Source organism: Microbispora hainanensis, assembly GCF_006874475.1.
Classification (GTDB): Bacteria; Actinomycetota; Actinomycetes; order Streptosporangiales; family Streptosporangiaceae; genus Microbispora; species Microbispora hainanensis.
In genome coordinates this window covers 1-20,952 of record NZ_VIRM01000033.1, presented here as the reverse complement: position 1 = coordinate 20,952, position 20,952 = coordinate 1, and the positions used below count along the sequence as shown (strand labels likewise).

At 72.2% G+C, this 20,952-nt stretch carries 20 protein-coding genes; 5 read left to right on the top strand and 15 right to left on the bottom strand.

Annotated elements, in window-relative coordinates; genetic code table 11:
• Positions 1-137: 137 nt before the first annotated feature.
• Positions 138-398, top strand: a complete 261-nt coding sequence (locus FLX08_RS24660; RefSeq protein ID WP_142621803.1) for a ubiquitin carboxyl-terminal hydrolase 14 — start codon at positions 138-140, stop codon at positions 396-398.
• A gap of 40 nt (positions 399-438) precedes the next feature.
• On the opposite strand, the gene FLX08_RS24655 is transcribed toward FLX08_RS24660, so the two are convergent.
• Positions 439-2,028 carry a Na+/H+ antiporter gene (locus tag FLX08_RS24655; RefSeq protein ID WP_142621801.1) on the bottom strand — a complete coding sequence of 530 codons (1,590 nt, stop codon included), beginning with the start codon at positions 2,026-2,028 and terminating at the stop codon, positions 439-441.
• Between the two features lie 47 nt (positions 2,029-2,075).
• Positions 2,076-3,365, bottom strand: coding sequence for a hypothetical protein (locus FLX08_RS24650; protein WP_142621799.1), 1,290 nt, complete (start codon positions 3,363-3,365; stop codon positions 2,076-2,078).
• Positions 3,366-3,590: 225 nt separating this feature from the next.
• Here FLX08_RS24650 and FLX08_RS24645 point away from each other — a divergent pair, with 225 nt between their 5' ends.
• Positions 3,591-5,696, top strand: a complete 2,106-nt coding sequence (locus tag FLX08_RS24645; protein WP_142621797.1) for an ATP-dependent DNA helicase — start codon at positions 3,591-3,593, stop codon at positions 5,694-5,696.
• 282 nt (positions 5,697-5,978) lie between these two features.
• Here FLX08_RS24645 and FLX08_RS24640 read toward each other — a convergent pair whose 3' ends face one another.
• From FLX08_RS24640 to FLX08_RS24595, 10 genes are all read right to left on the bottom strand, one after another.
• Positions 5,979-6,716: a hypothetical protein gene (locus tag FLX08_RS24640; protein ID WP_208761637.1), complete on the bottom strand. Its 738-nt coding sequence runs from the start codon at positions 6,714-6,716 to the stop codon at positions 5,979-5,981.
• A 204-nt stretch (positions 6,717-6,920) separates the two neighbouring features.
• Entirely contained in the window at positions 6,921-7,721 is an 801-nt protein-coding gene (locus FLX08_RS24635; RefSeq protein WP_142621795.1) for an SGNH/GDSL hydrolase family protein, read from the bottom strand.
• Between the two features lie 14 nt (positions 7,722-7,735).
• Positions 7,736-8,170, bottom strand: a complete 435-nt coding sequence (gene aroQ / locus FLX08_RS24630; protein ID WP_142621793.1) for a type II 3-dehydroquinate dehydratase — start codon at positions 8,168-8,170, stop codon at positions 7,736-7,738.
• Positions 8,167-9,243 carry a 3-dehydroquinate synthase gene (aroB, locus tag FLX08_RS24625; RefSeq protein ID WP_142621791.1) on the bottom strand — a complete coding sequence of 359 codons (1,077 nt, stop codon included), beginning with the start codon at positions 9,241-9,243 and terminating at the stop codon, positions 8,167-8,169. Before aroB ends, aroQ begins: the two co-directional genes overlap by 4 nt.
• Positions 9,240-9,752: a shikimate kinase gene (locus FLX08_RS24620; RefSeq protein ID WP_142621789.1), complete on the bottom strand. Its 513-nt coding sequence runs from the start codon at positions 9,750-9,752 to the stop codon at positions 9,240-9,242. Before FLX08_RS24620 ends, aroB begins: the two co-directional genes overlap by 4 nt.
• A 14-nt stretch (positions 9,753-9,766) precedes the next feature.
• Positions 9,767-10,945 (bottom strand): chorismate synthase, encoded by a 1,179-nt coding sequence (gene aroC / locus FLX08_RS24615; RefSeq protein WP_208761636.1) that lies wholly within the window; start codon positions 10,943-10,945, stop codon positions 9,767-9,769.
• A 92-nt stretch (positions 10,946-11,037) separates the two neighbouring features.
• The gene (locus FLX08_RS24610) at positions 11,038-11,760 is read right to left on the bottom strand and encodes a prepilin peptidase (protein WP_142621787.1); all 723 of its coding nucleotides are present in this window, start codon (positions 11,758-11,760) and stop codon (positions 11,038-11,040) included.
• 108 nt (positions 11,761-11,868) lie between these two features.
• A complete protein-coding gene (locus tag FLX08_RS24605; RefSeq protein WP_142621785.1) occupies positions 11,869-12,435 on the bottom strand; it encodes an SseB family protein in 567 nt (188 codons plus the stop codon).
• A 130-nt stretch (positions 12,436-12,565) separates the two neighbouring features.
• The gene (gene bar, locus FLX08_RS24600; RefSeq protein ID WP_142621783.1) at positions 12,566-13,672 is read right to left on the bottom strand and encodes a barbiturase; all 1,107 of its coding nucleotides are present in this window, start codon (positions 13,670-13,672) and stop codon (positions 12,566-12,568) included.
• Entirely contained in the window at positions 13,672-14,607 is a 936-nt protein-coding gene (locus tag FLX08_RS24595) for a carbamate kinase (protein ID WP_244312865.1), read from the bottom strand. The genes bar and FLX08_RS24595 overlap by 1 nt, the downstream gene beginning before the upstream one ends.
• Positions 14,608-14,850: 243 nt before the next feature.
• On the opposite strand from FLX08_RS24595, the gene FLX08_RS24590 reads away from it, so the two are divergent.
• On the top strand, positions 14,851-15,492 hold the full coding sequence (locus FLX08_RS24590) for a TMEM175 family protein (protein ID WP_167530558.1): 642 nt from the start codon (positions 14,851-14,853) through the stop codon (positions 15,490-15,492).
• On the opposite strand, the gene FLX08_RS24585 is transcribed toward FLX08_RS24590, so the two are convergent.
• The 3 genes from FLX08_RS24585 to FLX08_RS24575 form a co-directional block, all read right to left on the bottom strand.
• Positions 15,476-15,856 (bottom strand): type II toxin-antitoxin system death-on-curing family toxin, encoded by a 381-nt coding sequence (locus tag FLX08_RS24585; protein WP_142621779.1) that lies wholly within the window; start codon positions 15,854-15,856, stop codon positions 15,476-15,478. The genes FLX08_RS24590 and FLX08_RS24585 overlap by 17 nt on opposite strands.
• Positions 15,853-16,056, bottom strand: coding sequence for a ribbon-helix-helix protein, CopG family (locus FLX08_RS24580; protein WP_076434728.1), 204 nt, complete (start codon positions 16,054-16,056; stop codon positions 15,853-15,855). Before FLX08_RS24580 ends, FLX08_RS24585 begins: the two co-directional genes overlap by 4 nt.
• A gap of 71 nt (positions 16,057-16,127) precedes the next feature.
• Positions 16,128-17,303 (bottom strand): pyridoxal phosphate-dependent aminotransferase, encoded by a 1,176-nt coding sequence (locus tag FLX08_RS24575; RefSeq protein ID WP_142621777.1) that lies wholly within the window; start codon positions 17,301-17,303, stop codon positions 16,128-16,130.
• Positions 17,304-17,773: 470 nt separating this feature from the next.
• Between FLX08_RS24575 and FLX08_RS24570 the strand changes: the two genes are divergently transcribed.
• Both FLX08_RS24570 and FLX08_RS24565 read left to right on the top strand, forming a co-directional pair.
• On the top strand, positions 17,774-19,963 hold the full coding sequence (locus tag FLX08_RS24570) for an FxsB family cyclophane-forming radical SAM/SPASM peptide maturase (protein WP_142621775.1): 2,190 nt from the start codon (positions 17,774-17,776) through the stop codon (positions 19,961-19,963).
• Between the two features lie 3 nt (positions 19,964-19,966).
• Complete coding sequence (locus FLX08_RS24565; protein WP_142621772.1) at positions 19,967-20,881, top strand: AAC(3) family N-acetyltransferase; 915 nt, start codon at positions 19,967-19,969, stop codon at positions 20,879-20,881.
• The last annotated feature ends 71 nt before the right edge of the window (positions 20,882-20,952 follow it).

Below are 20,952 nucleotides of genomic sequence, written 5' to 3'. Positions count from 1 at the left end.
CCTACGGAAACGATGTGCAGATCACGAGGGGGAGTTTGTGGAGGTTCGGCGCACCCGTCCCCGCCCCCGGCCCCGACCCCGTCCCCGACCCCGGGGAGTGCGCCGGGCACGGGATCGAGCGCCGTAGCATCTGCGGCATGGGGAACTGCGAACATATGCTCGTCACGGCCGACCCGGAGCCGCTCACGCCCGGAGGCTGCCAGGAGTGCCTGGAGCACGGCATGCGATGGGTCCACCTGCGCAAGTGCCTGGAGTGCGGCCACATCGGCTGCTGCGACTCCTCTCCCGGCAAGCACGCCACGGCCCACTTCAAGGAGACCGGCCACCCGGTGATCCGCTCGTTCGAGCCGGGAGAGGACTGGCGCTGGTGCTTCGTCGACCAGCGCCTGGGCCAGTAGATCACGCCGCCGAGCGCTCGGACCGCGCCGCCGGGCGCGCTCAGCCGCGTTCGAGCGTCGCCTCCTCGAAGTCGAGCTCCTGCATGACCCGGTGGAGGACCTCGTCGTCGATGCGCCGCTCGTCGCGCAGCCGCACGAACACCTCACGTTCCGTGGCGAGCATCTCGCGGCGCAGCCGCCGGTAGAGCGAGGCGGGCGTCTCCTCGCCCTCGGGGCCGGTGCCGCCGCCGAGCCGCTCCCAGGCGTGCAGGGCCCGGCGCTCGGCGCGGCTGCGCAACTGGTCGACGACCTCCTGGTGGACGTCCAGCACGCCGTCGGCGGTGAGCTCCTCCAGCCGCGCCAGGGCCGCGGCCGCGGCGGCCTGCTGGGCGCCCGCCTCCGCGAGGTCGTCGCCGTACCGCTCGCGGGCGGTGGAGACGCCCAGCCGCCTGATCAGCCAGGGGAACGACAGCCCGTGGACGATCAGCGTGCCCACGACGACCGCGAACGTCAGGAACAGGAGCAGGTTGCGCTGGGGGAAGTGCTCCGGGAGGGCGAAGGCCGCGGCCAGCGACACCACCCCGCGCATGCCCGCCCAGCTCGTGAGCACCATGTTCTGCCACGACGGTGTCCTGGGCTCCTGGGCGCGCACCCGCTTCGACAGCATCCGCGGCAGGCAGGTGCTGGCCGGCATCCACACGAACCGCACGAGGACGACCACCAGGAACAGCACGATCGCGTACGTCGCCAGCTCCCCGGGCCGCTCGCCGTCCAGCCCGGCGATGATCGGGCGCAGCTGCAGGCCGATCAGGGCGAACACGATCGACTCCAGCACCAGGTCGGCGACCTTCCAGACCGCGTTCGACAGCAGCCGCGTGCCGTACGTCGTCCGGCTGAGCTCGTGGCCCAGGTAGATGCCGACGATCACGACGGCGATCACACCGGAGGCGTGCACGGCCTCGGCCGCGAGATAGGCGGCGTACGGCACCAGCAGCGAGACCCCGTTGGCGATCAGCGGGTCGTCGAGCCGCCGCAGCACGAACCCGGAGAGGTAGGCGATGGCGAGGCCGATCACCACGCCGAGCCCGGCGGCCAGGAGGAACTGCCCGCCGATGTCGAGCAGGCCGGCGGCGGCGCCGGTCAGCGCGCCGACCGCGGCCCGGTAGGCGGTCAGCGCGGTGGCGTCGTTGAACAGGCTCTCGCCCACGAGGATGGTCAGCGCGCGTCGCGGCAGGCCGAGCCTGCGCCCGATCGCGACCGCCGACACGGCGTCGGGAGGGGCGACGATCGCCCCGAGCGCGAAGGCCGCGGCGAGCGGGAGATCGGGGACGATCGCGTGCGCGACGAAGCCGACCACCACCGTCGTCGCCAGGACGAGCCCGACGGCCAGAAGGCCGACGGGCCTGGCGGCGTCGCGCAGCCGCAGGTATGAGCTGTCGAGTGCCGCCGAGTAGAGCATCGGCGGCAGGAAGACCACCAGGACGATGTGCGGGTCGAGGCTGTAGTCGGGGACCCCGGGCACGTAGGAGGCGGCCAGGCCGGCCAGCACCAGGAGCAGTGGGGCCGACCAGTCACGCCGTCGTGCCAGGGCGGCGACGCCGAGGGCGCCGGCCGGGAGCAGGAGGAACTGCAGTGCCGTTGCTGTGTCCATCAACCGATGAGGTTACTTACAGCTGGAACTCCCGCCGACCGTGACCCTCACCACCCGCGCGACGTCTCCCAGCCCTCTCCGTCCTCGTCCGACCAAGGAATCGGGGAGTCCCCGGAGGGCTGCCCGCCGCGCCGCCCGCGACGCTCGCGCTCGGCATGCTGGTCGGGAGCCTGACCCGCCGGCCACTGCTCCGGCCGCAGGCGCTCGCCCGTGGTGTAGAGCGGCGGTTCCCCCGCGTACTGGTCGTTCTGGTACTGGTCGCTCGGGTACTGCTCGTTCGCGTACTGGTCGTTGACGTACTGCTCGTTGACGTACGGCCGGGCCGGGCCGAGGCCGAGGGGGTCGCTCGGGTCGACCGCCCCGGGCTGCGGGGGCTGGGGTTGCGGGGCCGGGGGTTGCGGGGCCTGCGGGGCCGGGCGGTAGGCCGGCTGCGGACCGGTCTGGGCCGAGGACGCGACGAGGCGGTCCTGGGTGGGGGTGCCCCGGGCGACGAGCACGTCGTTGGGGCCGAGCGCGGCGGGCGCCGGGTAGGCCTCGGGGGCCGGGGCCGGCGGCGGCACCGGCGGACGGGCGTACTGCCCTGTGCCCGGATACTCGGGGTACTCGTAGTCGGACGGGTCGGCCTGCTCGGGATACCCGGCGTCGCGCCCGGCGTCACGCGACGCGCGGCGGCCCCGTGCGGCGTAGCCGTCCTCGCCCTGCGCGTAGCCGTCGCGGGCCCTGCCGTACCCGTCCGGGGCCTGACCGTAGCCGTCGGGTGCGGCGGCGTGGCCCTCGTCGGCGGCATAACCGTCCCGGGCCTGGCCGCGCGGGGCCCGGGAGACGGCATGCGGCCCGGTCTGGGGCGCGCCGTAGAGGTCCTGCCCCCCGTATCCGTCGCCGGGCTGCCCGGGGTACGCGCCGGGAGCGCCGTAGGCGTCCTGGCCACGCGCCGCGAACGCGTCCGGGCCCTCGGCCGCGTACGGGTCGTGGACCTGCGTGGCGTACGGGTCGTGCACCTGGGTCGCGAAGGGGTCCTGCCCCTGGTCCTGGGGATGCGCGGGGTACGACGCGTCCTGGGGGGCGTAGCCGTCCTGGCCCGGCGCGCCCTGCCGTGGGAACGGTCCCGTCCCGGCGTCCTGTTCTTCGCCGCCGGCCTCGGCGAAACCCTCGTCGAGGGTGTCGATCAGCCGTCCCACGTCGTTCATGGGCATGCGGAAACTGGCCGTGCACATCTCGCCCCGCCACAGGCTCAGCACCAGCGTGCCGTCGTGCCACGTGACCCGGAGCACACGGTCCTGGCCTCGCGCGTCGAAGAACACCTCGCCGAACGAGGGCAATGGGACAACTTCCGACATGGCAGACATAGTGCCTTTACCTGCCCTTTTCCGTCCACTCGATCTCGGGAACCCTCGCGAAACTTCCGTTTCTTCCCTTTTCGACCTCACTGGGTAGATCGTTGTTGACCTTGAGAGCACTGACATCTCAGTGTGCCACGCGCGCCGGGAGGGAGTTCCTGGAACGCCAGGATGTGGTGGGGCGGACACGCACAGGATGTCGGTGACACCGGGTAGCGTTCTTCCGTGCCCAAGGACCGTGCCGATCTTCCGCCCGTCGAAGAACTCCTCACCGCCGCGGTGACCGCGCTGGGCGGGGTCGAGCGCCCTGGGCAGGTCAAGATGGCGCAGGCGGTGCGCGACGCCGTCGAGAGCGAGGAGCACCTCGCGGTGCAGGCCGGCACCGGCACCGGCAAGTCCCTGGCCTATCTCGTGCCCGCGATCAGGCACGCGGCCGAAAGCGGCGACGCCGTTGTGGTCTCCACCGCCACGATCGCGCTGCAGCGCCAGCTTGTCGACCGCGACCTGCCCCGGCTCGCGGACGCGCTGGAGAGCCTGCTGCCGCACCGCCCCGAGTTCGCGATCCTCAAGGGCCGCCGCAACTACCTGTGCCGCCACAAGATGGCCGCCGGGATGCCCGACGACGAGGACGACCAGCTCTTCGACCCGCGCGAGGTCAGCGCCACCGGACGGATGGTCCAGCGCATCCAGGAGTGGGCCAACGACACCGAGACCGGCGACCGCGACGAGATCGTGCCCGGGGTGAGCGACCAGGCGTGGCGGCAGTTCTCCGTGACGGCCCGGGAGTGCCTGGGGGCCCAGCGGTGCCCCAGCGGCGCCGACTGCTTCGCCGAGCTCGCGCGCGAGCGCGCGGGCGCGGCCGACGTCGTGGTGACCAACCACGCGCTGCTGGCGATCGACGCCATGGAGGACTTCGCGGTCCTGCCCGAGCACGACGTGGTCGTGGTGGACGAGGCGCACGAGCTGGTCGACCGGGTGACCTCGGTGGTCACCGGAGAGCTGTCGGAGAGCACGGTGAGCCTCGCCGTCCGCCGGGCGGGACGGCTCATCGAGCAGGGGGTGGCCGACCGGCTCCAGGAGGCGGGCGAGGACCTGCGCGCCCTGCTGGCCGTCGCCCCGCCCGGCCGCGTCGACACACTGCCGCAGTCGCTCGGGATGACGCTCGCGCTGGTGCGCGACGCCGCCTTCGCCTGCATCACCGCCCTCGGGCCGCGCAACAAGGACAAGGACGACCCCGAGAACGCCGGGCTCCGCAAGGGCGCGTTCACGGCGCTGGACGAGGTGCACGACACCGCCCAGCGGATGCTCGACGCCTTCGGCCCCGCGGCGGGCCGCGACGGGGCCGGGGACGACGCGGAGGACATCGGGGAGTCGAGCGACTCAGGGGATTCGGGGAGCTCACGGGATTCGGCGGCTTCCCGGGGCGGCACGGCCGGCGGGGGCGCGGACGCCCGGTCCGAGGAGGTCCACCGGGCGGAGGTCGTCTGGCTGGAGGAGGGGCGCGGGCGCGTTCCCCCCACCCTGCGGGTGGCGCCGCTGTCGGTCGGCGGCATGCTGCGCGACAAGCTGTTCGGCGACCGCACCGTCGTCCTCACCAGCGCCACGCTCGCGCTCGGCGGCTCGTTCGACAGCCTGTCCCGCCAGTGGGGCCTGCGGGCCGGGGAGTGGACCGGCCTCGACGTCGGCTCGCCGTTCGACCACCCGCGCCGGGGCATCCTCTACGTCGCCACGCATCTCCCCCAGCCCGGCCGCGACGGCCTGCCCGAGGCGTACGTCGACGAGATCGCCGAGCTGATCGAGGCGGCCGGCGGCCGGACGCTCGGCCTGTTCTCCTCCATGCGGGCCGCGAAGGCCGCCACGGAGGCGCTGCGCGAGCGGCTCGACGTGCCGCTGCTCTGCCAGGGCGACGACTCGACCTCGCAGCTCGTCAAGCAGTTCTCGGGAGACCCCGCCACCTGCCTGTTCGGCACGCTGTCCCTGTGGCAGGGCGTCGACGTGCCGGGCCCGTCGCTGACCTTGGTGATCATCGACAGGATCCCGTTCCCGCGTCCCGACGACCCGCTCGCCTCCGCCCGGCAGCGGCACGTGGCGGCCACGGGGGGCAACGGCTTCATGGCGGTGGCGGCCACCCACGCCGCGCTGCTGCTGGCGCAGGGCGCGGGCCGGCTGCTGCGGTCGATGGACGACCGCGGCGTCGTCGCCGTTCTCGATCCGAGGCTCGCCACCGCCCGTTACAGCGGGTTCCTGCTCAACTCGCTGCCGCCCTTCTGGCGCACCACCGACCCCGCGAAGGTCCGCGACGCCCTGCGCCGCCTCACCACCGGCTCCTGACCCGCGCCGGCCGGGCGAAGCTCGGGCCCCTGGCGGAGCTCAGGCCACCGGCGGAGCTCCGCCAGGGGGACGACGAGATCCCCGAGAGGGGACCGTGCCGGTGGTGCGGGGGAGAATGGGGTCCCGACACGGATCATGCCCGTGGCGCGGAGGACGAGAGGCTCGCGCACCACGCGCCTCACCGAGCACGCCCCGCGAGTCGCACCGGCGTCCCGCCTCCCCATGCGGCGCGCGCCGGCGTCCCTGCTCACGCACGCGGGGATCGCTGCCCGCCGGCTCCGGTCACATCTTCGTGACCGCGCCGAACGTCTCCCCCGCGTTCAGGCGCCGTACGAGGTCGAGCACGGTGTGTGGCCCGCCGTTCGCGGTGACCCATCGGCTCACCCGGCACGCCGCCTTCGCGTAGGTGCGCACGTCCGCGCCGGCCGCGCGCGACCAGGCATCCAGCGTCACCGGCAGCATGGCGTCCGTGCTCACCAGGCAACGGTCGGCCGCCGTCTCCGGCGCGAGGTAGCGCGGGTCGCCGGAGACGAGAACAGCCAGGCCCTCGTCGAACCACTGCGGCACCGCATCATCTGCGGCCAGGCGGGCGTGCAGTTCGACGTGCGACATCTCGTGGGAGGTGATGACCGGATCCACGCCCTTGGGCGACAGCATCACCGCGCGGTTCAGCACCGCGATACCGCGTTCCCCTCCGCCGCCGATCCGGCGGTAACAGCGGTCGCTGAGGCAGGCGAGGATCCGGGGAGAGGCCTGCCTGCCGCCGTAGAAGTCGCGGACGCGCCGCTCCGCCTCCTCCACGACGGAGACCACCTGCCGCCTCCGGTCCGGCGGCAGGCCCGACTCCGCGTAGACGCCCGGAGCCAGCCGCTCCAGTCCGTAACAGCCGGGACAAGTCGTGGCGGCGACCGAAGGAAAGGCGACCGCCACGACGGCGGCCGCCACGACCGGCAGGGCCGCGAGCACGGCGAGCAGCCACACCCGTCCACCCCGGCACGTGCGCCATCGTTTCCACGCCATCGTCACTCCCCTTGCTCGAAGCCGGCATCGGCGTCCCCTGCGCCGGTGGCCGTGAAGCAGGATCTTCGCGCGATGTCCGCCCTCGCGCATCGGACCGTGGTAGGACCTCCGCCGATCCGAGGCGGCGTACGCGCCGGGCCAGACGCAGCGGGGCGCTTGGCAGGGAGCCGATCGGGCGCGTGTGTCAGAGGCCGGGGAGAGGAATCAGGACGTGGGGGCCGGGGGCAGCGGGCCGAGCTCGGGCCTCTTGGGAGCGAGGCCGTCGCCGGACGACGTGCCACGCAGGCGCCGTCCGATCCAGGGGCCGAAGTGCTCCCTGAGCCACTGCACGTCCTCGCGGCGCTTGGCCCTCGGGTCCACCCGCTGCCGGGGCGGCCAGGTCTTGCGCCAGTCGTCCTCGCCGGACACGCCCAGCACGTGGAGGACCCGGGCCGCGACCAGGCGATGGCCCTCGGCGTTCATGTGCAGCCGGTCGTCGCTCCAGGCCCGCCAGTCCCGCAGCCCCTGCATCGACCACATGTCCACCAGGTGGCAGCCGTACAGGTCGGCGATCGAGCGGACGTGCATGAAGAAGACCGCGAACTTGCCCCGCAGCTGCCGCATGATCGGGGTGTCCCGTGGATCCGTCCCGGTGAACAGCACGACGTCGGCGCCGCCGGCCCGCAGGGCGCGTACGGCGGCGGCGAGCTTCTTGGCCATCTGGTCGGGGTCGGCGCCGGGGCGGATGAGGTCGTTGCCGCCCGCGCAGAAGCTGATCAGGTCAGGCTTCATCTCGACGGCCACGGGCACCTGGTCGGCGACGATCTGGTCGATGAGCTTGCCCCGCACCGCGAGGTTGGCGTAGCGGAAGTCCGGTTCGAGCTGAGCGAGCCGCTCGGCGACCCGGTCGGCCCAGCCCCGGTAGCGGACCACCTCCCCCGGCGCAGGAGGGGGCGCGCCCGGGAGGGGGTCGTTGAGCCCCTCGGTGAAGCTGTCTCCGACCGCCACATACGACCGGTAGCCCATGGTCCCTTCTTTCGTCACTCGCCCATGTCCGCGATCGCGCGCAGCGCGAGCTCGTACGACCGCATGCCGAACCCCGCGATCGTCCCGGTGGCCACGGCCGCCACGACGGAGGTGTGGCGGAACTCCTCCCGTGCGTTGGGGTTGGAGATGTGCACCTCGACCAGCGGAGCCGTACGCTGCGCGATCGCGTCGCGCAGCGCGTACGAATAGTGGGTGAAGGCGGCGGGGTTGAGGACCACGGGGGTCCTGCAGTCGGCCGCCTCGTGGATCCAGCTCACCAGCTCGGCCTCGTCGTCGGTCTGCCTGACCTCGACCGACAGGCCCAGCTCGCGGCCGGTCTCGCGGCACAGGGCCGCCAGGTCGTCGAAGGTCTGCGCGCCGTAGACGTCGGGCTCCCGGCTGCCGAGACGGCCCAGGTTGGGCCCGTTCAGCACGAGCACCTGCCTCATCGGGCGACCTCCCGGTACGCGGCTTCGAGCAGTTCCTCGGACGGGTTCTCCAGCCGGGCCGGCCTGGCGATGTCGTCGAGCACGACGAACCGGAGCACCGCTCCCCTGGCCTTCTTGTCCACCCGCATGTGGTCGCGCAGCCGCGGCCAGGCGTCCGCACGATAGGTGGTGGGCAGCCCGACCGACTCCAGGATCGAGCGGGTGCGGTCGACGACGTCGCGGCCGACGCGGCCGTCGAGCCGGGACAGCTCCGCCGCGTAGACGAGCCCGATGGCCACGGCCTCGCCGTGCCTGATGCGGTAGTCCTCGACCCGCTCGATCGCGTGGGCGAGCGTGTGGCCGTAGTTGAGGATCTCCCGCAGGCCGCTCTCGCGCAGGTCCGCCCCGACGACGTCGGCCTTCACCCGGATCTTGCGCTCGACCAGCTCGCGGGTGTGCTCGCCTTCGGGGGTGCGGGCGGCGGCGGGGTCGTCCTCGATCAGCATGAGGATCGTGGGGTCGGCGATGAACCCGCCCTTGATGATCTCGGCGAGGCCGGCGACGTAGTCCTCGCGCGGCACGCTCGCCAGCGTGGCCAGGTCGCACAGCACGCCCTTCGGCGGGTGGAAGGACCCGACCAGGTTCTTGCCCTCGGGGGTGTTGATGCCGGTCTTGCCGCCGACGGCCGCGTCCACCATGGCCAGCAGCGTGGTCGGCACCTGCACGACCTGGACGCCGCGCAGCCACGTCGCGGCCGCGAACCCGGCCAGGTCGGTGGTCGCGCCGCCACCCACGCCGACGACCGCGTCGGAACGCGTGATGCCATAGCGGCCGAACGCCGACCACAGCTCGGCCGCGACGTGGACGGACTTGGCGTCCTCGCCGTCGGGCACGGGCAGGGCGACGACCTCCAGCCCGGCGCCCTCCAGGGTCTCGCGCACGGGCCTGGCGATCTCGGGCAGCCCGGCGGGGTGGATCACGGCGACCGTGCGCACCTTCGCGTCCAGCAGGCCGGGCAGCTCCCCCAGCACATCGGTGCCGACGACGACGTCGTACGGGCTCTCGCCCCCCACGGTGATGTGTGTCGCGGTCACAGCGCCGCCTCGATCTCGGTCACCACGTCCTCGGGCTCGCGGCCGTCGGTGGCGACGGTGATCGCGGCGAGGCCCTCGTAGATCGGCCGGCGCTGCTCCATCAGCTGCCTGAGCCGGCTGCGCGGGTTCAGCACCAGCAGCGGGCGGGCCGAGGCGAGGCCGACCCGCTTGACCGCCTGGTCGAGCCCGACCTGGAGGTACACGACCCGGTGGCCGGACAGCAGCTTCTGGGTGTGCTCGTGCAGGATCGCGCCGCCGCCGAGCGCGAGCACGCCGGAGTGCGTCTCCAGCGCGTCGCGAACGGCCTGCGCCTCCAGCTCGCGGAACCGCTCCTCGCCGTCGTCCACGAACACGTCGCTGACGGTCTTGCCGGCGACGGCCTCGACGTCGGCGTCGGTGTCGCGGAACGGCAGGCCGAGGCGGTCCGCGAGGAGCCGCCCGACCGTGGACTTGCCCGAGCCGGGCGGGCCGATGAGGACCGCGGCGGGTCCTTGGGACGCCGATTGCATGATCACAAACCCTATTACTTGATGACCAGGGACGACAGGTAGCCCGACAGGTTGCGCGCGACCTCTTCGACGGAGTCGCCGCCGAACTTCTCGACGGCCGCGTCCGCGAGCACCAGCGCCACCATCGCCTCGGCGACGATCGCGGCGGCCGGGACCGCGCAGACGTCCGAGCGCTCGTGGTGCGCCTTGGCCGGCTCGCCGGTCAGCACGTCGACCGTGGCGAGCGCGCGGGGGACGGTGGAGATCGGCTTCATCGCGGCGCTGACCCGCAGCGGCTCGCCGTTGGTCATGCCGCCCTCGACGCCGCCGGCTCGGTTGGTGATCCGGCGCACGCCTTCGGGGGTGTTCTCGATCTCGTCGTGGGCCCGTGATCCGGGGCGGCGGGCGGTCTCGAAGCCGTCGCCGACCGCGACCCCCTTGATCGCCTGGATGCCCATGAGGGCCGCGGCGAGGCGGGCGTCGAGGCGCCGGTCCCAGTGGGTGTAGCTGCCGAGGCCCGGCGGCAGGCCGTAGGCGACGACCTCGACCACACCGCCGAGGGTGTCGCCGTCCTTGTGCGCCTTGTCGATCTCGGCGACCATCGCCGCGCTCGCGGCCGGGTCGACGCAGCGCACCGGGTCGGCGTCCACCACCGCCATGTCGCCGGGGCCGGGCAGCACGTCGCGGGGCGCGCTCGCCTCGCCGATCGCGACCACGTGGCTGACGATGTCGACGCCGAGGGCCTGCTTGAGGAAGGAGCGGGCGACCTGCCCGAGCGCCACCCGGGCGGCGGTCTCCCGCGCGCTGGCCCGGTCGAGCACCGGCCGCGCGTCGTCGAAGCCGTACTTCTGCATGCCGGAGAGGTCCGCGTGGCCGGGGCGGGGGCGCGAGCGCGGCGCGTTGCGCGCCTGGCCCTCCAGCACCGCCGGGTCCACCGGGTCGGCGGCCATCACGGTCTCCCACTTCGGCCACTCGGTGTTGCCGATGCGGATCGCGACGGGCGAGCCGAGCGTACGACCGTGCCGTACGCCGCCGGAGATCGTCACCTCGTCCTGCTCGAACTTCATCCGCGCCCCGCGGCCGTATCCGAGACGGCGGCGGCGCAGCGCCTCTGCGAGGTCGGCGGTGGTCACCTCCACCCCGGCGGGCAGGCCTTCCAGGATCGCGAGAAGCTCGGGGCCGTGTGACTCCCCGGCGGTCAACCAGCGCAGCATGGGGACAAGTCTTCCATGTGCACCCGACTGCGGCGTCCCCCTGACACCCCCATGACCGTGTGCGGATCCCCCCAGACCGGGAACCGCACGTGCTATCCGCCGGGAAAAGCCCCCGGAAAGGCCCCCTGAAGGGCTCCGGGGAAGGCCCCGGGAACAGCCACCGCGACGAGCGCCCCCGCCAGCATGAACGGGCCGAACGGGAATTCCGTCGTACGCGTGGCCCTGCGGGCCAGGAGCAGCCCCACGGCGTACAGCGCGCCGAGGACCTGGCCCGCCATCCCGGCGACGACCGTGGCCTGCACGCCGAGCGCGCCGGTGAGCAGGCCGATCAGCCCGGCCAGCTTCACGTCGCCGAGCCCGAGCCCCGTGGGACGGACGAACCACAGCACGGCGTAGACCGCGCCGAGCGCGCAGCCCGACGCCACCGCGGGCAGCAGTCGGCCCGACGGCACGAGCAGCGCCAGCACGATCGGGTAGGACGGCAGCGTGATCGCGTCGGGCAGCCGCCACGTCCTCCGGTCGATCTCCGCGAGCGCGGCCCCCACGGCCACCGCGTACAGCCACGCGGCGAGCACCCAGCCGTCGTGGACGCGCCAGGCCACCAGCGCCGCGGCCAGCGCGGTCGCGCCCTCGACCGCGTACGGCGGGCGGGGCAGCGGCACGGCCCGGGCCGCCGCCGCGAGGGCGGCCAGTGCCTCCGCGCGGCGGCTCTCGCGCCGGGCGTCCTGCTCAGGCCCGAAGCCGCCGGCGACCGCACGCGCGTACGCCCCGGCGATCAGGCCGAGGACGGCGGCGGCGAGGACGACGAGGGGCACGCGGCCGACACTAGCGCCCCCCATGCCGCCCAGGGCCGGTCTGCGGGCTCCCCTGTGGACAACCGCGTTTGTGGACAACCGCGTTCCCACGCACCGCCGAGGCGGGCCTCAGGCGCGGCGGCTCCACCAGCGGCCGCGGCGCTTGCCCTCCGCGGTCCCCAGACGGGCCACCGTGGCGCCCGGCACCTCGCGGGCGAGGCGCTCCACGGCGGAGGCGTCCCTCTTGGCCTCCTCCACCGTGGCGAGGGCCTGCAGCATGCCGCCCTCGATCACGAACGGGACCGGCCCGGCCACGTCCACCACCACGGCCGCGGCGCTCTCGTGCCGCGCCGCCTGGCAGACCTGCGGGGCCGTGGCCTGCACCGGCCGGGCGTCCGCGCGCCACCTGCGCATCGGCTCGGTCCCGGTGAAGGCGAGCACGGCCTCACGACCGTCCTTGCCGACCAGTTTCGGGAGGGCCATCTCGCTCTCCTTCTCCTGGCGCAGGCCGTGCTCCCCCACTTCCGACTCGGTGAGCAGCGCGACCACGGGCACCAGCAGCCTCGCCCCGGCGAGAGCCGCCAGGACGTCCGCCGCCGTCGCCGTACCGGCCTGGAACGCCGACAGCGCGGACGCGACGGGCGCGTCGGCGGCGCCGTCGTCGTCGGGGCGCAGCGGCTGTGGAATGACCGGCATGTCTGCGACCTTACCGTCCGCCCCTGGCGGTGCCGTACGCGCTCGGCCCCGCCCGAACAGCCCGAACAGCCCGAACGGGGAGGCGAAGCAGCGAGACCGGAGAGCCGGAGCCGCCAGGCCGGGAGCCGGATCAGCCCAGGTCGGCGATGGCGATCACCGGGCCGCCGCCGGACGGGCCCTGGTGGACCGCCGCCACGGAGACGAACACGGCCGGGTCGCCGGTCACGCTCGCCGCCACGCCGCCGACGGTCGCCTTGATCTGGCGGTGCCAGTGGACGTCGGAGTCGTCGAGCATGATGTTGCGCCGCCCGCGTACGCGGCCCGACGGGTCGGCCTCGCACTTGATGAACAGGTTGACCAGGCGGTCGCCGAGGTCGCTCGGGTGCGGCCGCTCGGGCAGTTCGATGCCCGAGCCGCGGATGGCCTCCCAGATCCCGTCGGTGTCCAGGGCGTCCTTCATGACGGAGTGGCCGGCGCGATAGCGGCCGCCGATCCCGCGTACGTTGCCCACCACGACGATCTGGGCCCGGTCGAGCTCGACGCCGCTGGAGCACGAGGCGACCGACGAGTAGAGCGACAGGTCCTTGTGGATCTGCTCGGCCGAGGGCGCCTCGATCTCCCCGAGTGCGACGGCGATGCCGAGCGCCGTGGTGGAGTTGGAGATGTCCATCGACTTCAGCGTGTCCTCGGTGACGACCGTCTGGCCGCGCTCCTTGGCGTCGGTGATCGTGGACAGCGTGAGCAACGGCGTCTTGGTCTGCACGTAGTGGACGTCCGCCGGGTCGTCGATGCCGGCGATCTTCATGGCCTCGCGCACTCCGGCGGCCACCTTCTCGACCATGGCGGGCCTGCCGATGTCCTCGGGGAGGATCACCTCGCTCATCGCCACGCCGACGCTCACCCGCGGCTCGTCGGTCCGTACGGCCGTCGCCGGATCGACGGTCGCGAAGATCGTCGCATGCGGGCTGAGCACGCCGTCGGTGCCGCCGGACCACACGAGGGGCACCTGCGCGACCTCCTCCGCGGTGCGCGTGCCCTTGGTCACGAGCACCTCGCGGAAGGCCCGGTCGGCCAGGATCCGCGTGTAGTCGTTCACGCCGCCGTTGCCCTCGGTCTTGCCGATCACGGCCAGCACGCGGTCGGCCTCGATCACGCCGTCGTCGATCAGCCTCGCCAGCCCGGAGGCGTCGGTGACACTCTCAATGGGGACCTTCCGTACCTCGATCGGATCCGGCACTATCTCTCCACCCCTCTGTACACCCTCGTACCGATATTTCCTGACAGCGCGGCACCGATGTGGTGCAGCGAGGTGATCACGGCCCGGCCGCCGGTCTCCTCCGCGAAGCACAGGGCGGCCTCGACCTTGGGTCCCATGCTGCCTCCGGCGAAGTGACCGGCCGCCTGCAACTCGCGCAGGGCGGCCACGTCGATCTCCCCGATCGGGCGGGCGCGGGGCGTGCCGAAGTCCACGGCGGCGTTCGGCACGTCGGTCGCGATCACGAGGTCGGTGGCGCCCACGGCGACCGCGAGCGCGGCGGCGGCGAGGTCCTTGTCGATCACGGCCTCGATCCCGGTCAGCGCGCCGTCCTCCTGCCGCACGACCGGCACTCCCCCGCCTCCCGCGGCGACCACGGTGAATCCGGCGTCGATGAGCGCGACGGCGGCGGAGGCGTCCAGGATCTCCACGGGCCGCGGCGAGGCGACCACCCGCCGCCATCCGCGGTCGAACCGCCGCCAGACCTGGCCGTGCCCCTCGAAGCGGCGCGCCTCCTCCTCCCCGAAATACCGCCCGATCGGCTTGACCGGGTCCTGGAACGCCGGGTCGGCCGGGTCCACGAGCGTGCGGGTGACGATCGCCGCGACCCGGGCGTGCCCCAGCTCGCGCTGCAGGGCGTTCATGATGAGCGTGCCGATCGTGCCCTGCGTCTGTGCCACACACCAGTCGAGCGGCACGGGCGGCACGACGTGGGCGGCGAGCTGGTTCTTCAGCAGGAGGTTGCCGACCTGCGGGCCGTTGCCGTGGGTGAGCACCACCTCGTGCCCGGCCCTGCTGAGCGCCGCCACGTGGGCCATCGCCTCGCCGATCGCCCGCTGCTGGTCGGCCGGGGACGCGCTCCCGTCGGGAGCCGTCATGGCGTTGCCGCCCAGTGCGATCAGTACGCGTCCGCCCACATCCGGAAACTATCCAGCCCCATCCCGGCCTTCATTGGCGAGTCTCGCCCACCCCTGCCGCATCCATGGGCAGATTTCACCAAGCTCAGCAACCAGGCTCAGCTGCGCAAGCTCGGTGACGTGCGCGGTGAGGCCGTTTCCATCGAGCCCCGGGCCCATGGCCGTCCCGTCGCCTTCCGCCTTCCGTTCGAGGCGGCTTCTGCCAGAATGCTCGCCTCTGCCCCCCTTTTATTGGAGAGCCGCATGGCCATGCCTCAGGTGCGTCCCGGGCTCACGCACGAACGTGTCGGCATCTTCGCCGACGCGATATTCGCGATCGCGATCACGCTGCTCGCCCTGGAACTCCCGCGCCCGGAGGGCGAGGACTTCCGGCGGCTGGGATCGTTCTTCGGCGACCACTTCGGCTCCTTCATGGCCTTCGCCATCGCCTTTCTCATGCTCTGGTTCACGTGGCGGGCCCATCACACGCTGTTCGACCAGCTCCAGCGGGTGTCCCAGCTGGTCCTCCTGTTGCACATCCCGCTGCTGTTCTTCGTGGTCTTCCTTCCGTACACGACGTCGCTCTTCGGCGAGGCCAACGCCAGCCATCTGCCGGCCGAGGCGGATGGCAGGGCCCTGGCGACCGGCCTGTTCGCCGGCAACGAGGCGATCCTGCTGCTCGCCCAGGGCGCGCTGTTCACCCTGGTGCTGGCACAGCGCCTGCACCGGCCGGACACCGACCTGCAACGCCTGCGCGCCAACGCCTTCATCTATTGGGCCATCGGGATCTACTGGCTGCTCACCGCCGCGGCGAGCGCGTGGGCGGTCGACGCGGTGCCCTTCCTGTGGCTGGCCACCCCGCTCGTCGCCGCCGGCACGGTCCGGGTGCTCAGGATGAGGCGGTGAAGCCGCGCAAGACGTCCGCGATCTCGTCGACCTCGGTCAGCTTCCCCGACGCCACCGCGATCACCAGGTCGTAGGCCGAGTCGTCATCCGTGTCCACCTCCATGCCGTTGTAGGCGAGGAAGACCACAGTGGAGACCCAGGCCACCCGCTTGTTCCCGTCGACAAAGGGGTGGTTGATCGCTAGTGCGTGCAGCAGCGCAGCGGCCTTTGCCAGAAGATCGGGGTATGCCTCCTGGTCGAACATTCTCGCCTGCGGCCGGTGGACGGCCGAGTCGAGCAGACCGAAATCTCGGAGCTGGGGTGTGCCCTCAACGGCCAGTTCGGCCAGATCCAGAACCTGCTCGACCGAGAGGTAGCGGGTCACTGGGCGAGGCGGTCGAGCACCGGCTTCCAGCGGCGCACCGCCTCGACACCGAGGCGGTGTACCTCCTCATCGGCGGTGTGCCGGGCGAGGTACTCCTCCACCGCGGCAACGACGATCTGCTGCATGCTCCGGCCTTCCTTCTCGGCACGCCGCCGGAGGGCCTCGGTCTGCTCGTCGGTCAGGCGAAGCGTCATGGCCATGCCCCCATCCTACGGCGCGGTATCACACTGATACCATCAACCAATAGCATTTGAGCAGTAACGCTTGGTAATCAAACGTGATCGCTACCAAGGCGGCGCAGGCGGGTCACCGCCTCGTCGATGACCTCGTCCCGCTTGCAGAAGGCGAACCGCAGGTAGTGACGCCCCCGTTCGGGGTGGTCGTAGAAGACCTGGGTCGGGATGGCCACCACTCCCGCCAGCTCGGGCAGCCGGCGGGCCAGCTCCAGGCCGTCCTCGAAGCCGAGCGGCCGTATGTCGGTCTGCACGAAGTAGGTGCCGGCCGGCCGCAGCACGTCGAAGCCGGCCTCCGTCAGGCCCGTGATGAGGCGGTCCCGCTTGGCCTGCAGGGCCGCCCGCTGCGCCGCGACCCACTCCATCTCCTCGCGGAGGGCGTACGCGACCGCGACCTGCCAGGGGGCGTTCGCGGTGAAGGTGAGGAACTGCTTGACCGCCTGCACGGCGCCGGTGAGCGGCGCCGGAGCGCACACCCAGCCGGTCTTCCAGCCGGTGACGCTGAAGGTCTTGCCCGCGGAGGAGATCATGACCGTACGCTCGCGCATGCCCGGCAGCGTGGCGAGCGGCACGTGCTCGACGCCGTCGAAGGCGAGATGCTCGTAGACCTCGTCGGTCACCGCGATCAGGTCGTGCTCCCGGCAGACCCGGGCGACGCACTCCAGCTCCTCACGGGTGAAGACGGTGCCGGTCGGGTTGTGCGGCGAGTTGACCAGGATCGCCCGGGTGCGGGGCGTGATCGCGGCCTCCAGTTCGGCCGGGTCGAAGGTGAACCTCCCCGCGTCGACACGCAGCGTGACCGCCCTGCGCACGGCTCCCGCGAGCGCGACGGCAGCGGCGTACGAGTCGTAGTAGGGCTCGAAGAGCACCACTTCGTCACCCGGTTCGCAGAGCGCGAGGATCGTCGCGGCGATGGCCTCGGTGGCGCCGACGGTGACGAGGACCTCCCCGTCGGGGTCGTAGGCGAGGCCGTACCACTGCTTGCGGTGCTCGGCGACCGCCTGCCTCAGCTCGGGGAGGCCCGGTCCTGGCGGGTACTGGTTGAGCCCGCTCCGCACGGCCTCGACCGCATGCTCCAGCATGCGCTCCGGTCCGTCGGTGTCGGGGAAACCCTGGCCCAGGTTGATCGAGCCCGTCTCCACGGCCAGCTTCGTCATCGTGGCGAACACGGTCGTCCCGAACTCCCGCATCCGCCGCACCAGCGGCTCCCTCACGGCCCTCACCCTATCCGCGCCCGCCGAGGGCCTGCACGCGCCGGCCGGCTTCCCTGATGCGCCCCGCGATCACCTCATAGACCCCGAAAAGCTCACTATGCGCTGATACCTGTTCTAGCAGACAATCGGACACATCGAGGAATAAAACGCCCAGTATTGCAAGTTTCCAGTAGCGCCAATACCGCAGGTAACCCCTTCCTTAATATTCTCCTGTTAAGATTCCCGGTTTTAGGCCCCGTCGGGCGTAGGCGCGTTCACCTGCGGATACATAAGCAGGCGTCCCCTGCACAGCGGGGTCCAAATATCGATTGCTCTCATGCCCAGAAACAGGTGCCGCTATGCACAACGACGCGACGTATGCGACACACGCCGCCGATGTCACCGCTTCTCCGCTGTCCGGACTGTCGGACGATCGGCCCGGGGAGACGTCAGGCGAGTTCAATTCGTCCATCTGATTCAACCAGCTCGTAATGCGTCCGCCCATCGTGCCGTTCCGGCAGTTCGTGCTCAAAGTGGCGAGCAGGTGTGATCTGGCCTGCGATCACTGCTACGTGTACGAACACGCCGACACCAGCTGGCGGGGACGGCCGGTGGTGATGTCCGACGAGACCGCCGTCCGGGCGGCGGACCGGATCGCAGAGCATGCCGCCGAGCATCGAATCCGGACGACGCACGTCGTCTTCCACGGAGGCGAGCCCCTCCTCGCCGGAATCGAGCGGCTCCGGCGTTTCGCACGTACGCTCCGCCGGGCGGTCGAGGGTGTCTGCGACCTCGACCTGCGGATCCACACCAACGGCGTGCTCCTGTCACGGGCGTTCTGCGACATGTTCGCGGACGAGGGCGTCAAGGTCGGCGTGTCGATCGACGGCGACCGCGTGGCGAACGACCGCCATCGGCTCTACGCCAACGGCCGCAGCAGTTACGAGCAGGTCATCCGGGCGATCACCCTGCTGCGGGACGACTATCCGCATCTTTACGCCGGGCTGTTGTGCACCATCGACGTCCGCAACGATCCCATCGCGGTATACGAGGCGCTCGTCGCGCTGCGCCCTCCACGCGTCGACTTCCTGCTGCCACACGCCACGTGGGACAACCCCCCACTGCGGCCCGCCGGCCGGGACACCGCCTACGCCGACTGGCTGATCACCGTGCACGACCGGTGGCGCGCGGACGGCAGGCCGGTCCCGATCAGGATGTTCGACTCGATCATCCTGACCGCCTCGGGCGGGGACAGCCAGACCGAGTCGCTCGGCCTGCGGCCCTCCGACCTCGTCGTCCTCGAGACCGACGGCGCCTACGAGCAGGCAGATTCGCTCAAAACCTCCTTCGACGGCGCGCCCGCGACCGGATTCGACGTCTTCCATCACTCGCTGAGCGAGGCCGCACGGCACCCCGGCTTCGCTGCACGTCAGGGAGGCCTGGACTCCCTGTCCGAGGAATGCCGCCGCTGCCCGCTCGTGACCAGCTGCGGCGGCGGCCTGTACGCGCACCGCTACCGGACGGGCTCGGGCTTCGCCAACCCCTCGGTCTACTGCGCGGACCTCTTCCGGCTGATCTCCCACCTGGTCGCGCACGAGCGGCGGCGCCCGGCGGCTGCCGTCCACCGGCTGCCGGTCGCCACCGTGGACGCCATGGCGTCGGGAAGCGCCACGCCGGACGATATCGCCCGTCTGCGAGCCCCGCAGCTCAGCAGAGCACGCCTGGCGGCGCGCCGCGCGGCGACGGTCGCCGCCGACGAGGAGTCCTGGTCCGTCCTCGTGGACGCGGAGCGGGCGGACCGCGCCGCGATCGACGACCTGCTGAGCCACCCCTACGTCCGTGCCTGGGCGGCGCGCTGCGCGGCCGTCGATCCCGCCTCGCTCACCGCCGCCGACACCGGTCATCTCGCTGCCGTCGCCGCGGTCGCCGCCGTACGGACCGGTCTGGCCGTGAAGGTCACGGTGCCGGTCGTCCATGGCTTCGTGCATCTGCCCGCCCTCGGCCGCATGCGCGCAGCCGGAGAAGACCGCGCCGATGTCGAAGTGCACGACGGGTCGTTCGCCGTGAGGGTCGGCGGCCGATGGCATGCCGAGGACAGCGGGCTCTGGGAGCCCGTCCGCCTGGTCGACGGCGCCGGGCTCCGTCTGCTCCTCGACGACGTCGATCCCTACCGCGACTGCTACGGCCTGCCGGTCGAGGACCGGCTCACCGGCGAGACGGCCACCGAATGGGGCGAGGTGGTCCCTGCCGCTCTCACCTTCCTGACCGACGATCAGCGGGCCGCCATGCGCGACGGCCTGCGCGTCCTGACGCCCCTGGCTCCGTCTGCGCCGGGCGCGACGAGCCGCGCAGCGTACGGCGCGATCGCCCTCCCGCTCGGCGCCGGCCCTGAGACGACGGCCCGGCTGCTCGTCGAGCATTTCCACCGGGCCCAGCTCGGGGCGCTGCTCGACCTGCTCGACCTCGCCGGCGGCGACGCGAACCACGAGCGGCTGCTGTGCGACGCGTACGGGCTCCTTTCCGTCGCCGCTCTTCTCGGTGAGGAGGAACGCGCGCGGCTGGCGACGACGATCGGCCGGATCAGCGACGCCACGCTCCCGGCGGCGGGACACCGGTTCGCCGCGAAACTGACCGAAGCCGTCACCCGCCTGCCCCAGCCCGCGGGCTCCCGGCCGGAGTGACACATGCGGGGCCTCCGTCTGTCCGCCCTCGCGTTCGTCTCGCTGCTCAGCCGTCTTTCCACGATCTCGACGACCCTTGTGCCGCCCGCGTCACCGGAACGCCTCCCCGGCCCGCTGAAGCACGGTTTCGGGCAGGACGCGCTGGTCCACTCCCTGCGCCGGCTGGGGCTGCGCTCCGGCCAGACCGCGCTGGTGCACGCCTCGCTGCGCAGCATCGGCACGATCGACGGAGGAGTCGCGACGCTGGCCGGCGCCTTGATGCGCGTTCTCGGCGCCGGGGGCACGCTCGTCGTCCCCACCTTCACGTCCGGCAACTCGGAGACGTCCCACGCCTACCGCGCGGTCACCCGAGGGATGACGGACGAGGAGATCAGGGCGTACCGCGACAGCATGCCCGCCTTCGACGTGAGGCGGAGTTCCGCGATCGAGTGCGGCAGCCTTGCGGAGCACGTACGCCTGCTGGAGAACGCGGTCCGCAGCGAGCACCCGCAGACCTCCTTCGCCGCCGTCGGACCGACCGCGGAGTCGCTCATGGCCGGCCACGATCTCACGTGCCATCTCGGAGAGCGGTCGCCGCTGGCCAAGCTCGCGAAGGCGGAGGCGGTCGTGCTGCTGCTCGGCGTCGGTTTCGACAAGTGCAGCGCCTTCCACCTGGCGGAATACCGCTACCGGCCCGACCCGCCGGAGGTGCGGTACGGATGCGTGGTGCAGGTGGACGGGCGACGGACCTGGACCTATTACCAGGACGTGGTGCTGGACGACCGTGATTTCGCGGAGTGCGGCGCCGAGATGGAGCGAACCGAGAAGATCAGGCGGGGCCGGGTCGGAAAAGCGGACAGCAGGCTCTTCTCGCTGCCGAAGGCCGTGGCCTTCGCAGAAAGGTGGCTGTCCGAAAAACGAGGACGAGCTGCGGAATAATGCAAGATTCCTGTCACGCCTGAGGTAAGAGCCTATAGTGAAGCCACCGGCAGCGCGTGGGGAGGTATAGG